Origin of the sequence: Microcystis aeruginosa FD4, assembly GCF_009792235.1 — a bacterium.
In the GTDB taxonomy this organism is placed as follows: domain Bacteria; phylum Cyanobacteriota; class Cyanobacteriia; order Cyanobacteriales; family Microcystaceae; genus Microcystis; species Microcystis viridis.
Map to the genome: position 1 here is coordinate 1,127,921 of NZ_CP046973.1, position 14,708 is coordinate 1,142,628.

Sequence of the window (14,708 nt, forward strand, 5' to 3'; positions counted from 1 at the left end):
TCAGGGGATTGACAAAAACAGAAAAAAGTGTAGATTGAGAGGATGAAGCAAAAAGAACCGCCGCCGCTACTAGACAGGGAAAGCCTGAAAAAACTGACACCAGAACAACTGGTGGAGATGGTGCTGAAATTACAGGAGTTAGTAGTCAAACAAGGCGAAACCATCGAGAAGCTGAAAGGTAATCTAGATAAGGATAGCAAAACCTCATCGAAACCCCCCTCCACAGACTTGCTAAGAAAGCCAGAAAAAGCTAAAGAAGGGGAAAAGAAAGAGGGACGCGGCCCTGGAGGGCAAAAAGGGCATGAGGGAAAAACCCGCCAAGGATTTGGACGAATAGACCGCACTGAGAGTGTCAAAGCCGAAAATTGCCCTCATTGTGGCAGTACCCATCTCGCCCTGGGTGAACGCCGACAACGCACTTTGATAGTAGCCCAGCTAGTAGAAAGGCCAATAGAAATAGTAGAGTATAAGCAAGAATGTGCCTACTGTGCTGATTGTGGGGGGCAAGTTCTCGGGGTTTTGCCAGAAGACGTAGTACCCGGTCAAGATTTGGGAGCAAGCTTACAAGCCATGTTGGGGTGGATGAGTCATTATGGGCATCTATCCTAGGCCAAACAGCAAGAATGGCTCAGAGAAATTGGCAAAATAGAAGTAGGGATAGGGACATTACAAGCCACCATGCAACGTGGCCGCTTCTGCGGTAGAACCCTCAGTCAGAGAACGACAAGAGTGGGTAAGAGAACAACCCCAAGTCCACGTAGATGAATCGCCGTGGTCAGTTAAGGGCATCAAAGAATGGTGGTGGAATATTAGTGGACAAGGCTTTTCTCTCTTCCATGCGGGGGACACGCGCTCGCGACAAGAATTAGAGCAGCTGCTGGGGAAAAGTTTCGCTGGGGTGTTAATCTCGGATGATTTCAGCACTTACAATGGCTATGGGGCGGCCGCCCAGCAGAAATGTCTAGCCCATTTACTGCGGCATTTTAAGCAGGTAGAAAAACTGAAAACTCCTCATCAAACGGAGTTAGCCCAAGTCTTTTTGGATTTAATCACGGAAGCCTTTAGGCCACATCGGCAATATCGAGAAACTGGCGCTCGGTCTATCTATAACCATTGGGTCATAGATTTTCGACGGCGGTTAGAGCAAGCTTTAGCTGTGTGGCGACCCCGGGCGGGTTATGCTGCGGGTTTATTGCTGAAATCTTTAGTGGACAAGTCCCATCAGTGGTGGTATTTCCTTGAGCATCCTGAAGTCTCTCCCGATAATAACCGAGCCGAGCGTTCTCTGGGTTTGGGAGTAACTAAGCGCAAGATAGCTGGTGGTTCTCGCTCCTTGGGTGGCTTTGTCGATACTACTCGTTTGTTGACCGTGATTCAGTCTTGTCGCGCCCAAGGTCGTTCGGTTTTAACTTTCTTTCCTCAGGCTTTGGCCTCTGTCCATCACCCCTTGAATACGGTTGTCTCTCTTATCCCTACTGCTGATTTTTCTCTCTTTGTCAACCCCTAGACCTGAATATTTACATTCTATTCAAGAATAAAATTTAATTTTTGGTAATTTCTTAGGCTGAAGTCATTTTTGAATGCTGGCATGATAACACAGATAATCGATGGTTAAACTAAGCTGGAGAGTCGCCTCTCCGACTCGTCTGCATAGGTTGAGAACGAGGTAAATCAGGATTTTTTCCACAATTTAGGGGCGAACCGAACATAAGCCCAGCTTATCAATGACATAAGTAATAATATCGTCAAACCCCTTTACAAACCGTTACAAAATCTCTAAGATAGAGACATCATCAATCGTACCTCGATAACTTAATAGGAATCATCAACCAATGACCACCACTCTACAACAGCGCGAAAGCGCCTCCCTGTGGGAGCAGTTCTGTCAGTGGATCACCAGCACCAACAACCGCTTATACATCGGTTGGTTCGGTGTGATCATGATCCCCACCCTGCTCACCGCCACCACCTGCTTCATCATCGCCTTTATCGCCGCTCCTCCCGTAGATATCGACGGTATCCGCGAGCCTGTAGCCGGTTCTCTACTCTACGGAAACAACATCATCTCTGGTGCTGTTGTTCCCTCCTCCAACGCCATTGGACTCCACTTCTACCCCATCTGGGAAGCAGCTTCCTTAGATGAATGGTTATACAACGGTGGTCCTTACCAGTTAGTCATTTTCCACTTCTTACTAGGTGTCTTCTGCTACCTCGGTCGTCAGTGGGAACTGTCTTTCCGTTTAGGAATGCGTCCTTGGATTTGTGTAGCTTACTCGGCACCGGTATCCGCCGCTACTGCTGTATTCTTAATCTATCCCATCGGACAAGGTTCCTTCTCTGATGGTATGCCTTTAGGAATCTCTGGAACCTTCAACTTTATGTTCGTGTTCCAAGCAGAACATAACATTCTCATGCACCCCTTCCATATGTTAGGTGTTGCTGGTGTGTTCGGCGGTTCCTTGTTCAGTGCAATGCACGGTTCGCTGGTAACTTCTTCTTTAGTGCGTGAAACCACTGAAATCGAATCTCAGAACTACGGTTACAAATTCGGTCAAGAAGAAGAAACCTACAATATCGTTGCCGCTCACGGTTACTTCGGACGTTTAATCTTCCAATACGCTTCTTTCAACAATAGCCGTTCTCTGCACTTCTTCTTGGGTGCTTGGCCGGTAATCGGTATCTGGTTTACGGCAATGGGTGTAAGCACCATGGCGTTTAACCTCAACGGTTTCAACTTCAACCAGTCGATTCTCGATTCTCAAGGTCGTGTAATTGGTACTTGGGCCGATGTGTTAAACCGCGCTGGTATCGGGATGGAAGTAATGCACGAGCGTAATGCACACAACTTCCCCTTAGACTTAGCTAGTGGCCAACAGGCTCCTGTAGCGCTGATTGCTCCTGCTATCAATGGTTAATTCCTAGTCTGAACGAAAAGGCACTCCTGCGAAGGGGTGCTTTTTTGTTGCTTTCAGAGAAGATGCCAGAATCTAGGAATAATGGGGTACAATCAGGCTAATTAATTCTGAAAATCTGAAAATAAGCCAGTATCAATTAAAAGAAGATGTTTTCAGCGAATTTATGTGAGATTTAGTTCTGATTTGGTAAGTAAGGTAGGGGATAACGATAATGACGACTATCACTGAAAAATATACTCTTAGTCAATATTTTGAGCAGGAAATACAATCCCAAACTCGCCACCAGTATATTTAATCACTCAATAAGAAGCGTCTGCCCTGAAATAGCAGTTTTTAAATAGGAAACCACCTCATTAATTGCTACTTCTGACGCTTTTTTACTGGCTCTTTCGACTAATTCCACCTTACCCGATTTGAGAGATTTACCCGTGACAATGCGATAGGGAATCCCAATTAAATCCGCATCTTTGAACTTAACTCCTGCACGTTCATCCCGGTCATCTAAAAGGGTTTCAATGCCCGCTTGATTTAACTCATTGTATAAACTTTCGGCGGTTTTTACCTGCTCGGCATCGGCTAAATTAGGAATAACCACAATCGCTTGATAGGGGGCAATAGCTACGGGCCAAATAATACCATCTTTATCGTAGGATTGTTCTACGGCTGCCTGTGCTAAACGCGATACTCCTATCCCATAACAACCCATACAAATGGGGGTAGATTCTCCCGCTTCATTAGTATAGAAAGCATTCATGGCTTGAGAATATTTATAGCCCAATTGGAAGATATGACCGACTTCAATTCCTCTAGCACTTTGCAAGGTTTGATTAGGATCGTGAATAGCTCGATCGCCTACCTGGGCTTTGCGTAGATCGACGATTAATTCTGGTAAGATAAAATCCCTACCCCAATTGGCTCCCACCACATGAAACCCGGTTTCATTAGCACCAGTGATAAAGTTTTCTAAGTCTGTCACCGTACTGTCTGCTATGCGTAAAAATTGAGGAGCGATATCGCTGGCTTTTTTGAGCAAATTATCTTCTAAGTCGGGAGCAATATAACCTAAAGGTAAGGGTTTAGTTGCCCATTTCTGTTGAGCGGCAGCATCGGGTATTTTTAAAGCCAAAATTGTTTTAGCATTGTAACGGCTCGCCTGTCTAACTAATTCATTTTGAAGTTTAACTTCGTTAACCTCTTGATCGCCGCGAATATGCAGTAAAACTAAAACAGTTATACCGCTATCATAAACCACTTCGTAGAGAACATTTTTGACGATAGCGGTAGGAGAACAATCGAGAAATTTAGCTAAACTTTCGATCGTATTGGTGTTAGGAGTCTTTTTTTTAGCAAACTCTTTGAAGGGAGAAGCCACTTTCTCTGCTGGCAAAGAAACGGCTTTTTCTACATTAGCCGCATACTTTTCATCGGCAGTAAATAAAACCTCATCTTCTCCGGCATCAGCTAAGACCATAAATTCTTGGGATGCGGAACCGCCAATCGCTCCAGAATCGGCTTCTACTGCCCGAAAAGCTAACCCACAACGGCGGAAAATATTGCGGTAAGCTATATCCATCGCTTGATAAGTTTTCTTTAAACATTCCTCGTCGAGATTGAAAGAATAGGCATCTTTCATAATAAATTCTCGTCCCCGCATTAAGCCAAAACGAGGGCGAATTTCATCGCGAAATTTAGTTTGAATTTGATATAAATTAACTGGTAATTGTCGGTAGGAACGAATTAAATCACGAGCGACGGCAGTAATTACTTCTTCGTGAGTCGGTCCTAATCCTAACTCCCGGTTTTGCCGGTCCGTCAGGGCAAACATAATCCCTTCTGCTTTCGTGTAGGTGTCCCAACGGCCCGATTCTTGCCAGAGTTCCGCCGGTTGCAGTTGAGGAAGTAAACATTCTTGGGCGCCAGCTTTGTTCATTTCTTCCCGGACTATCTGGGAGACTTTCTGTAAAACCCGCCACATCAGGGGTAAATAGGCGTAAATGCCGCTGCCAATGCGACGAATGTAACCAGCACGGACTAAGCATTTATGACTGGGGATTTCCGCCTCGGCTGGGTCTTCCCGGAGAGTGACAAAAAGCTGTTGAGAGAGTCGCATCCTATCGATATCCTTATCCTTTTGAACAGAAGACTTTCTATTATCTCATTAGAGGAGAGCGACTGCAATTATCAATTACTTGTGTTGACAAACAATAACAGCGATCAGTTTACCGATTCTCAGGTATTTCCCCTCACAACTTGAGACTGGTTGGAGAAGCATTGAACCTTAGTTGCAATTGCCTAACTCCCTTGTTCTCTACTCTAGGAAATATGAGCGTTCAGGTTGATCGCTGTTACCGTCGTTATCGAGACAGAATGTAACTTTAACAGGGTTTACTCCTTTGTGAACTTGATCTTATAACCTTGCCAGTTGATCTGTCAGGGAAGCTTTTTTCTTTAGCTTCAATTATTAATATAACATCGGAGCGGAGCTAGAAGTCTTTCTCTTAATCAAAGTTTACATTGCCAGGATCAAGGAAAAGCCTCGATGTTTTGATGCTTAACCCATCATAATTAGGGTTGGCTGAATAAATCTAAAAACCTTGTTGGATAGGACTTTTAGACTTTTTTACCCTCAAAAAGTGCCAGCCATTGCGGGGATCGGGGGGAAAATTCAGGGACTTTTTCTCTGAAAATTAGGTAATTGACCAGATGAAAATTGGTAAAACCCTACACCCTACACCCCACACCCCACACCCTACCCCCACGAGAAACTTTTTGCCGCATACCCTAATTAGGGTTGGCTGCAAGAAGCTGTAACCTTGATCAAAAAAGGCTTTTAGCTGAATTGAGAGTCGCTTGGGTGCAAGGAAATCTGCTAAAATCCCTCAAACCCCCAACCTCACCAGAAAACTTCGAGCTTCCCTTTGAGGGGAAATTAGGGACTTGCGCTTTGATCATGTACCTTTTGGGCGAACGCAGTTCGCCCCTACATTGTGGACAAAATCCGTTACTGTCGGGGTGCCTGGAACCTGCGCCCTCCGCGCGGAGGGGGTTTGCTGATCACCCTAAGCAGGGGGAGAGCCTTCGAGAGCCCCCTTCCAATAAGGGACTTGCGCTTTGATAATATGCCATCTGGCTGGTCTGATTCTTCTACAGAGCGATTTTCAAAGCTGGGATATTATTCCCACGCCAGTCCCTTATCTCCAGATAATCGTTGGTTACTCATGGCCAATCTCATCCCTTGATCAGAATTTGAAGAGGAATATGCGAAAAACTTCTCCGCAGAAATGAGCGCACTGGTCAAATCCTTTCCAATAGCTTTGGGAGCGTTAATCATTAAAGATTTGTCCTTTGTTAAGAGGTCGAGTCCCCTGCGCTCTAGTTCCTTTGAGCGAGCGAGCGTGGGTTCTGGTCAAAGCTAGATTTGAACCAGCTTCATCGAGCGAGATCAGCTTTTTCTCGTCTAAGTCCCGAATTTTATCCTTTGTATTCTTGTCTAAGTTTTTGTACTATTTCTGTCTCTTTTTTTGGCGGGTGTAGAGTTTTTTTTGCGGGTCATTCTCAAGCGTTCGGCTATTCTTGCCACTGTCGCCACACTTAACAATATACCAGTTCTTTCTAGGAATAGTTCCGATAGTTCGGCTAGAGTTGCGTCATTATTTTTCTCGATTAACTCACACAGGGCGCTCATCTGTTCTGGCGTGAGTTTTAAATGACGTCCACATCGATAAGTCTTCGGTCGAATATCTCCCGTTTCTCGAGATTGCTTCAAAAGCTTTTGTACGAAACTTAAGGTTACGCAGAATCTTTTCGCTAATTGTCTTTGAGAGATGGGTTCGTTATAATAACAGTCTAGGATTTTCTGACGGAACTCTACTGGATAGGATTTCATTTTTTTGCATTTTAGCTATCGATAACATTATACTTCCTATTTGTGAGAAAGGCTGTCAGTGTGTTTTAGTTTAGCCTACCGATGGGCAGGTATTTTAAATACTCGTCACTTCTCACTTGCTGGCAATAGTTCTCGGTAGAGAGGGCAGTATTTATCTACTAAGTATCTAAGCACAATTAATTACACATCTAAGCCACTACTCCGTCAGACTTCTGCTGTGATCAGTAAACAGTGAACTGAAAACTCAAATCCGATCCCTAATAGCTGTCTCCCGTCTCGGAGTCTCGGAGTCTCGACTAGGAAATTAATTTTGCACGACTACTTAGGGCTTGCTGAATAAATCTAAAAACCTTGTTGGATCAGACTTTTAGACTTTTTTTCCCTCAAAAAGTGCCAGCCGTTGCGGGGATCGGGGGGAAAATCCCTGGACTTTTTCCCTGAAAATTAGGTAACTGACCACCTGAAAATAGGTAAAACCCCACACCCCACACCCCACACCCCACACCCCACACCCTGCCCCTAGGAAAAGCTTTTTCAGCAAACCCTACTTATTGTGATGGTTTTTTGGTCGAGACGTGGCCTAAAGTTGAGCAAGGATTAGTCTGTACTTCACCTTTACGAGAAAGGCTGTAATTTTGTCCAACTACCTAACGTTTGCGTTTGAGCAATTTAGAAATGCGTCGATTGTACCGCAACCAACGCCAAATTTTAATGACCAATTCCTCCACCCATAAAATAATCGCATCTAATCCCTCTAAAATCCGTTCTAAGGGGTGTTTAACGTAGCCGACGGGGGTTGATTCGGTTTCTAACCATTCTTCGTTAATTGGTTGAATTATCTCCTTCGCATAGCGGGGATCTAATTGGGGTGCGGGGGGGGATTCTCCCGGAGTAATTTCAGCAGCGGCTGGGGGGATTTTTTGTAAAGATTTATTTTGTTTTTCTTGAATAAAAGCTTTTTTTATGCTATCAGGCTTGGCTGTAGTCCCTAGGGACTGGGGAAGGGAATTAGCGGGGTTAAGGCGGGGGTTTTCGGAGTCTTGGGGAGAAATCGCCAATATATCGGCGGATTCTAGCCAAGGTTGCTCGCTGACGGCGGAAAATGTCAGGGATTGGCGAGAGGAAAAGAAGTGATCGATCGCCGCTTGGATGAGTTTGCCGATCGTGAAGGGATCCGCTTGGGTTTGTTTTTCTAGCCAATCCTGGAGACGTTGCTTGAAGGTGATCAGCAGAGAATTAGGAAGACTTAGGGGATATTTTGCCGATAAAGCGGGGGAATCAGCACTATATTCTAAATTATTCTTTTCTTTTGCCCAGAAATGCTCGATCGCCGCATAAATTAACCAATACAGTCGCCAGAGATAGGAGGAATTTTTCTCCAGATTCGGGGACTGGTTAACGAGATCGGAAGGGGGGTTAGAGGTGTGGCTCAAACTGCCTGGGATTGCGGGGGAGATAGCGAGAAATTTAGTCTCGAAAATCGCTAATTTTTCGTCAATGACTTCTAAAATCCCTTGAGAATTTAAATTAGGCAGTGGTAAAGAGGGTGGTGTCGAGGTTTTGACGAGATGGGATTCCTGGAATAGATTGATGGCGATCGCTATCTGTCCCTGTTGTTCCCAGCGTAGTAGGTTCCAAAACCAACGGATCGGGGGCAAGACAGAATTTTTGTCGGTAAAATTTGGTAATAAAGGCGGATATTGAGGATTTAATCGCTTAATTCTCCGTTTTTCGAGGGCGTAGTTAGCCAGTGCCGTCCTAATTTGTTTTTCTATTTGTCTTTGGGTTTGATTATCGGTGATTTTAACAGTCTGGTGATCGTTAGTGACGAAAACTAAAGCTTGATCCTCTAGATCGGCTGCTATGCCAATAAATGGCGTTTCTTGGTCGGATAAGCTCTGAAGAAATTCTGCGATCGCATCCGTCCCCTCTTTGCCGGGGGGTGATAATTGTTTCTGGAGGCTGTTCCCCAATTGATTAGCCGTCACCCGCAGGGATTGTACCAGTAAATAGACGGGATAGATGGCTATTTGCAGGGCAAGAGCGATCGCATTTTGACCGCGACGGGAAACGCGGCCGAGGTTATCTTTCAGACGGATCAAGCGACGGTTGATCAGGTTGAACAGTCGGCTTTTATAGGGATCGGCAGCCATGGATTTTGGGCGATAACATCTTCAATTACACTATCCTATTGTGCAAGGGCGGGATAAAAAAAATTTTTTGCCAAAACCCTTGACTCCAGGGAAGATTATTGTTATAGTTAAAAAGGTCTGAAATCCACGCCCCCATCGTCTAGTGGCCTAGGACACCTCCCTTTCACGGAGGCGACAGGGATTCGAATTCCCTTGGGGGTATGAAAAGAAGGTCAGAGGTGTCAAGCTTCTGACCTTTCGGTTTTTTTCTGCCGTTGATGGCTTTTTGGTAGGGTGACGGTGAAGATTGTTCCTCGATCGATCTGACTTTCGACGCTAATTTGTCCATGATGACTGAGGGTAATCGCTAAAGCGATCGCTAATCCTAATCCTGTTCCCCCGGAAGTGGCGGAATTTTGTCGTGCGGGATCGAGACGATAAAAGCGATCGAAAATATGGGACAAAGCAGCCTCGGGAATCCCGATTCCGTTATCTTTGACGCGTACCAGTAACACCGATTGTCGATCGCGTTTACTTTTTTCCAATTCCACTGCTACATTTTTAGGCTCAGATTCGGGCAAAAAAGCGTGTTTTAGGGCATTAGAAATTAAATTTGTGAATAAACGAGCTAATTGATCCCAATCTCCCTGCATAGTAAACATTTCATCGCTATAGGAAAAATCCTCTTGGTCCGGTTCCACAATCGACAAAGAAAGGCAAATTCCCTGCTTATCGGCGATTAAACGCTGTTCTTCCACCACTTCCATCAATAAAGCATCCAAAGGTACAGCTTGCTCGATCGGTTGGACGATGCCACTATCGGAACGGGCTAAAAAAAGCAGATCATTGACTAAATTGCCCAATCTTTCCGTTAAACGCTCGATCACCCGCAAGCGTTGATGGCCAGTTTGGGGATAAGCGATCGCCATTTGCACGTTAGTTTGGATAGTGGCGATCGGATTGCGTAATTCATGGGAAGCGTCGGCGGTAAATTGTTTTAAACTCTGATAGGACTCTTTTACTGGTTGAATGGCTAAACCGGACAAAAACCAACCAATCCCGGCGACACTAGCAATCATCAGGCAAATTCCAACGATTAAATCCAATAATAGCTGTCTAATCGGTTTTGTCACCTCAAACCAAGGATGACTTACCCGCAGATATCCCAAAACATAATGACCGATTTCCACCCTTTCGGTTATTTGTCGCAGCAGACGATCATCGGATAAGCGAATAGTTTCCCCCTGACGGTGGGGATGCAGGGGAATATCTAAGGATTCGGCCAGAGTTGACCAAACTAGATTACCTTGGGGATCGAACCATTCCAAATCTATATGATCGTCCTCCACGGATTTACCCTGACTGGGAAAACTTGCGAGGGGATCGACGCGATAACGTCCTTGGTCCGGGGGAATCGATTCAATCACGAGGGAACGATTTACCACCTCAATGATGTGTTTGAGGGTATCATCAATGCGATCCACTAGGGTATGGCGCACATAAAAATACATTCCCGTAGCGAGAAAAAGCAGTAATATGGCAGTGACAACAGTGTACCATAAGGCTAAACGGCGGCGAGTGGCTTGGAACACCGATAATCTATTGATTGGCTAGAGATTTTTAGAGCAATGTATCGTATTTTACAGCTTATTTGCTCGGTTTAATAGTGGAGAATAAATTATTTTTAGCTATAGGGAAAAACTGGCGGTTGCCAAGAATAGCTAGACTTGAAGGCTCATAGTCCTTAAAAATTGCTGCTAACAAAAGTATTTTTAGATACATTCTTGCCAATAATTGTTTGAGTAGAACTACAAAAGCAGCCAAAGTGAATTATATTTAACCCTAGGGTAACAAGGCTGACAGGAACGGCTAAAAATATTTTTGAGCTTATTTGAATTAATAACAACTATCAATGATGAATTTAAATTATTGGTTAATGAAATCGGAACCCGATGTCTATAGTATCGGGGATTTAAAAAAAGATGGTCAAACTATTTGGGAGGGAGTGCGAAATTATCAGGCCCGCAATTTTCTCCGTCAGATGAAACGGGGAGATTTGGCTTTTTTTTATCATTCTAATACGACCCCGCCCGGGATTGTCGGCTTGATGCGCGTAGTGGAAACTGATATGATCGATCCCACACAATTCGATCCCGATAGTCCCTACTATGATTCTAAATCCTCTCCAGATTCCCCGCGCTGGTGGACGGTTAAAGTTGAGTTTGATCGCCTTTTTCCCCAACTGCTGCCCCTGGGAATTTTAAAACAAAATTTTACCGCCGATGAATTATTATTAGTAAGGACAGGAAATCGTCTGTCAGTGATGCCTGTCAATCAAGCGATCGCAACAAAAATTCTCGCTTTAGTCGCTCGTCAAGGAGTATAAACTGTGAACCAGAAAGATGCTATTAATTTACTTTCCCTGATTGGGGGATTATTGGCCACTATTGTCATTTTAGCGGCTTTTAATGCCTATGTGATTATCACCCCTGGACAAGCGGGGGTTTTAAGTGTTTTAGGAAAGGCTAAAGACGGGGTTTTATTGGAGGGATTGCACTTTAAACCTCCCTTTGTTTCTAGTGTCGATATCTACGATGTTACGGTGCAAAAATTTGAAGTTCCTGCCCAAAGTTCCACTAAAGATTTACAGGATCTATCCGCTAGTTTTGCAATTAATTTTCGTCTCGATCCGACGCAGGTAGTGGCCATTAGAAGAACCCAAGGAACCTTACAAAATATTGTGGCTAAAATTATCGCCCCTCAAACCCAAGAATCCTTTAAAATTGCCGCCGCTAAAAGAACCGTAGAGGAGGCAATTACCCGACGCAGTGAATTAAAAGAAGACTTTGATAATGCCCTATCAACTCGGTTAGAAAAGTATGGTATTCTAGTCTTAGATACCAGTGTGGTAGATTTGAATTTTTCTCCGGAATTTGCTCGGGCCGTCGAAGATAAGCAAATCGCAGAACAACGCGCCCAAAGAGCCGTTTATATCACCCAAGAAGCAGAACAACAGGCCCAAGCAGAAATTAATCGCGCTAAAGGGAAAGCTGAGGCACAAAGACTGTTAGCAGAAACTTTAAAAGAACAGGGAGGAGGATTGGTTTTACAGAAAGAAGCGATCGAAGCTTGGCGCGAAGGTGGGGCGCAAATGCCCCGGGTTTTAGTCATGGATGGAGCGGGAAAAAATAGCGTACCATTTTTATTTAATTATAGTGATTCTTTTCTGGAAAATTCCCCCTAAATTCCGGTCTATTTAGCTGCATTATTTTCTCAAGATATAGCCTTTCCCATCAAGAGCAAGTGTCACCCAAATTTGGTATCGACGACCGGCGATCGGCTCCCGAAAACGAAAACTTTGTACCTCACCATTAAGATAACTGTTATCAGTTTTGTTGAGAAATGTGTAGAGTTGGAGCCGACCCTTGACTGGAACCCAAGCTCTCGTGATAACTTGTAAAGGAGTTATCGACAAGACACCATCAGCTAGACAACCCTTCCAGTTTCTCTATGTTTCATCCTAACCAATCGGAAACCCGTGAAGATATCCGCGAGTATGTAGCTCAACTACAACTTCACATGGCTTTACAAGCTCGTAATCTCGTTCCCAGTCTGACTAATACTAGCGATAGTCGCGAGAAACTGCTGCAGGATACCCAAGCAACCATCGAAAAAATCGTTTCCCGTCATTTCTAGTTGACTGATTTTACCATAGTCATTTGAGCCGCAGGACAGGCAATACAATTGCCACTGCGCCAAGGGATTATTGACTTAAATCTATAATATGCCAGCAATTTTTGGCTTTTCTGGTTTCCCTGTGGAAACGAGGTCTATACTGGTAGTTTCTTCGGCAAAATAGTCCTAAAAGTCTTGCCGAGTAAGCATTTCTAGATTCCATAAGCAAAAATTATCAAACAAACGGGAGAATATCCCAATTTTTTTCATTATTAACCACTTGACAAAGTGGCCACTGCTGTGGTATTGATTTAGGATAGGAAGTTTTCGGGAGTCAGTCGTCGGTCGTTAATACCAAATTAGCCTACACTTCATCTTGATAAGAAAGGCTACATTTTTTGCAGCTTCTTAGGGAAATTATGACCACTAATCCTCTTAACTCGCTCATTTTAGAGCAGATTAGTCATATCTGTGAGCAATACTCGATCGAAAGTGGTATTCTCGAAGATTTTGCCGATTTTGTCATCAAAAACCACCGTAAAAAGTCTCCCAAACCATCGTTAACTAAATCAAAAACTACAGCCACCACCACCACAGGCCCAAAAGTTAAACCTTTAACTCTAACGCAACTTAAACAGGCAGTTTATGCCTATTTTGAGGTTAGTAATACCACAGAATTAAAAAAATCTAGTATGTTTCAAATGGCTACTAGAGCCTTTGATAATATCAATTTATCTCAGCGAGAAAGTTGGGAGGTTATCTACAGGAAATATATCGGTATTCTTCCCGAAGAAGATTACGAACAGGGTAAAGATTGTATCAACGGTATCAATATTTTTAAATATTTTCGTCCCTATCGTGTTTTCGATCTTGATCCAAATACTGCCAGCAAGGAAGACATTAAAAATGCCTATTATCGTCTTTCTAAGATCTATCATCCCGATAACCAAGAAACAGGAAACTCTCACATCTTTGATCGTTTGACTGTGATGTATAAGTCTATCACCACGGAGATAAAATAATTATGCCTCGCAAAAAAGAAAATTTTCCTATCAGAGAAGCTGAACTAATTCAATGGCTTTCTATTTCTCATAAGAGATTGGATGAAATCGTTAGCTTTTTTGATGCTGATCCTAATGATGATTGGGATTTAGTTGAGGGTGACGATTATCAATTTGTCAATAAGGAGAAGAAACTCCGTAACTTTTCCCCTAAAGGTGCTTTTAAAATTGCTTCCTATATCGAGAAGAATGAAAAGCGAGGAATTTTCTACAAATTTAAAGAATTTTTTACTAAGCACGATCAAAAAATTCGTCGCTCTTTGGCACGAAAATCAATTTTTGCTGAACTCACTGACTCTGGCGAAATTCAAGTTTATCAAGGAGTGGCTATGATTCATAAACAGAGTTTACGGCGAATTTTAGAAACTAATGGCAGCAAGCTAAATAAAACCGTGAATCATCTTCAGCAAAGAACTGATAAACCTCTAGAATTAGGAGTAGATTTTTACGAAGATGAAAAAAGAGAGTTTTGGTTCTCTGAAAGTGGAATAGTGATGATTTCTAAGTCCATGAGTGAAACTTTGACGAATAAATCGCGCCAAGAAATGTGTAAAATGATTGCCATGGAGTTTCCTCTTGCCTTTAAAGAAATTCAGGAACATCTAGATGACGATACCAAACAAAAAATCGAGATTGAAAAGGCTAAAAAACGAGCTAAAACTAGAGATAAAAACACTTGTCAGGTGACAGGGCAAAAACCGGATAAAGATGTAAAATTTAATCTCGCCGTCCATCATCTTTACTCTGTCCAGAAATATCCCCATCTAGCGACATTCGATCTGAATTTGGTGACTATTAAAGAAGAAATTCACCAAGAATTTCACGGTAATTTAGGGGGATTTGATAAACCTTGTACAATCGAGGATTTTATCCAATTCTTGCACATTTACTATCCCGAACATGAAGGTAATTTAGCCTTAAAACTTCAGAAAACTAAGAAAAAACTGGAAAAATTAGCTAAATAATCATTCAATTTCCGGGGGTGAATAGCTCCAAAGTGATTATCCATTTTTTTAGGGAAAGAACGACCAAATTTCAT

General features: G+C 43.3%; 11 protein-coding genes, 1 tRNA gene and 3 pseudogenes. 10 read left to right on the forward strand and 5 right to left on the reverse strand.

The genetic code is table 11. The annotated features are described in order from the left end of the window. Nucleotides 1-42 precede the first annotated feature (42 nt). The 3 genes and pseudogenes from tnpC to GQR42_RS29855 all read left to right on the forward strand — a co-directional run. Nucleotides 43-1,507, forward strand: a pseudogene (gene tnpC, locus GQR42_RS05780) (IS66 family transposase). A 325-nt stretch (nucleotides 1,508-1,832) separates the two neighbouring features. Continuing rightward, entirely contained in the window at nucleotides 1,833-2,915 is a 1,083-nt protein-coding gene (gene psbA / locus GQR42_RS05785) for a photosystem II q(b) protein (RefSeq protein ID WP_158199239.1), read from the forward strand. A 211-nt stretch (nucleotides 2,916-3,126) separates the two neighbouring features. Then, a pseudogene (locus GQR42_RS29855) lies at nucleotides 3,127-3,207 on the forward strand (Uma2 family endonuclease); the annotation flags it as partial. Between the two features lie 3 nt (nucleotides 3,208-3,210). Here the strand turns inward: GQR42_RS29855 and GQR42_RS05795 are convergent. Further along, nucleotides 3,211-5,025: a proline--tRNA ligase gene (locus GQR42_RS05795; protein ID WP_158199240.1), complete on the reverse strand. Its 1,815-nt coding sequence runs from the start codon at nucleotides 5,023-5,025 to the stop codon at nucleotides 3,211-3,213. Between the two features lie 1,081 nt (nucleotides 5,026-6,106). Here GQR42_RS05795 and GQR42_RS28380 point away from each other — a divergent pair. Then, nucleotides 6,107-6,253, forward strand: a pseudogene (locus tag GQR42_RS28380) (IS5/IS1182 family transposase); the annotation flags it as partial. Between the two features lie 152 nt (nucleotides 6,254-6,405). Here GQR42_RS28380 and GQR42_RS05805 read toward each other — a convergent pair. Together GQR42_RS05805 and GQR42_RS05810 are read right to left on the reverse strand one after the other, a co-directional pair. Beyond that, a complete protein-coding gene (locus tag GQR42_RS05805) occupies nucleotides 6,406-6,801 on the reverse strand; it encodes a helix-turn-helix domain-containing protein (protein ID WP_158199242.1) in 396 nt (131 codons plus the stop codon). A 647-nt stretch (nucleotides 6,802-7,448) separates the two neighbouring features. Continuing rightward, entirely contained in the window at nucleotides 7,449-8,954 is a 1,506-nt protein-coding gene (locus GQR42_RS05810) for a hypothetical protein (RefSeq protein ID WP_158199243.1), read from the reverse strand. Nucleotides 8,955-9,082: 128 nt separating this feature from the next. Here GQR42_RS05810 and GQR42_RS05815 point away from each other — a divergent pair. Next, nucleotides 9,083-9,155: transfer RNA gene (locus tag GQR42_RS05815), tRNA-Glu, on the forward strand. A 20-nt stretch (nucleotides 9,156-9,175) separates the two neighbouring features. Here GQR42_RS05815 and GQR42_RS05820 read toward each other — a convergent pair. Beyond that, nucleotides 9,176-10,525, reverse strand: a complete 1,350-nt coding sequence (locus GQR42_RS05820) for a sensor histidine kinase (RefSeq protein WP_158199244.1) — start codon at nucleotides 10,523-10,525, stop codon at nucleotides 9,176-9,178. A 320-nt stretch (nucleotides 10,526-10,845) separates the two neighbouring features. Here GQR42_RS05820 and GQR42_RS05825 point away from each other — a divergent pair, with 320 nt between their 5' ends. Together GQR42_RS05825 and GQR42_RS05830 are read left to right on the forward strand one after the other, a co-directional pair. Continuing rightward, nucleotides 10,846-11,319 (forward strand): EVE domain-containing protein, encoded by a 474-nt coding sequence (locus GQR42_RS05825; protein WP_158199245.1) that lies wholly within the window; start codon nucleotides 10,846-10,848, stop codon nucleotides 11,317-11,319. 3 nt (nucleotides 11,320-11,322) lie between these two features. Further along, nucleotides 11,323-12,177 (forward strand): prohibitin family protein, encoded by an 855-nt coding sequence (locus GQR42_RS05830; protein WP_158199246.1) that lies wholly within the window; start codon nucleotides 11,323-11,325, stop codon nucleotides 12,175-12,177. Between the two features lie 21 nt (nucleotides 12,178-12,198). Here GQR42_RS05830 and GQR42_RS05835 read toward each other — a convergent pair whose 3' ends face one another. After that, on the reverse strand, nucleotides 12,199-12,408 hold the full coding sequence (locus GQR42_RS05835) for a hypothetical protein (RefSeq protein WP_158199247.1): 210 nt from the start codon (nucleotides 12,406-12,408) through the stop codon (nucleotides 12,199-12,201). A 35-nt stretch (nucleotides 12,409-12,443) separates the two neighbouring features. Between GQR42_RS05835 and GQR42_RS05840 the strand changes: the two genes are divergently transcribed. The 3 genes from GQR42_RS05840 to GQR42_RS05850 all read left to right on the forward strand — a co-directional run bounded on the left by GQR42_RS05840 (nucleotide 12,444) and on the right by GQR42_RS05850 (nucleotide 14,634). Further along, complete coding sequence (locus tag GQR42_RS05840; RefSeq protein WP_002759041.1) at nucleotides 12,444-12,629, forward strand: hypothetical protein; 186 nt, start codon at nucleotides 12,444-12,446, stop codon at nucleotides 12,627-12,629. A 398-nt stretch (nucleotides 12,630-13,027) separates the two neighbouring features. After that, entirely contained in the window at nucleotides 13,028-13,630 is a 603-nt protein-coding gene (locus tag GQR42_RS29860; protein ID WP_158199248.1) for a J domain-containing protein, read from the forward strand. Between the two features lie 2 nt (nucleotides 13,631-13,632). Then, nucleotides 13,633-14,634, forward strand: coding sequence for a hypothetical protein (locus tag GQR42_RS05850; RefSeq protein ID WP_158199249.1), 1,002 nt, complete (start codon nucleotides 13,633-13,635; stop codon nucleotides 14,632-14,634). Nucleotides 14,635-14,708: the final 74 nt, after the last annotated feature.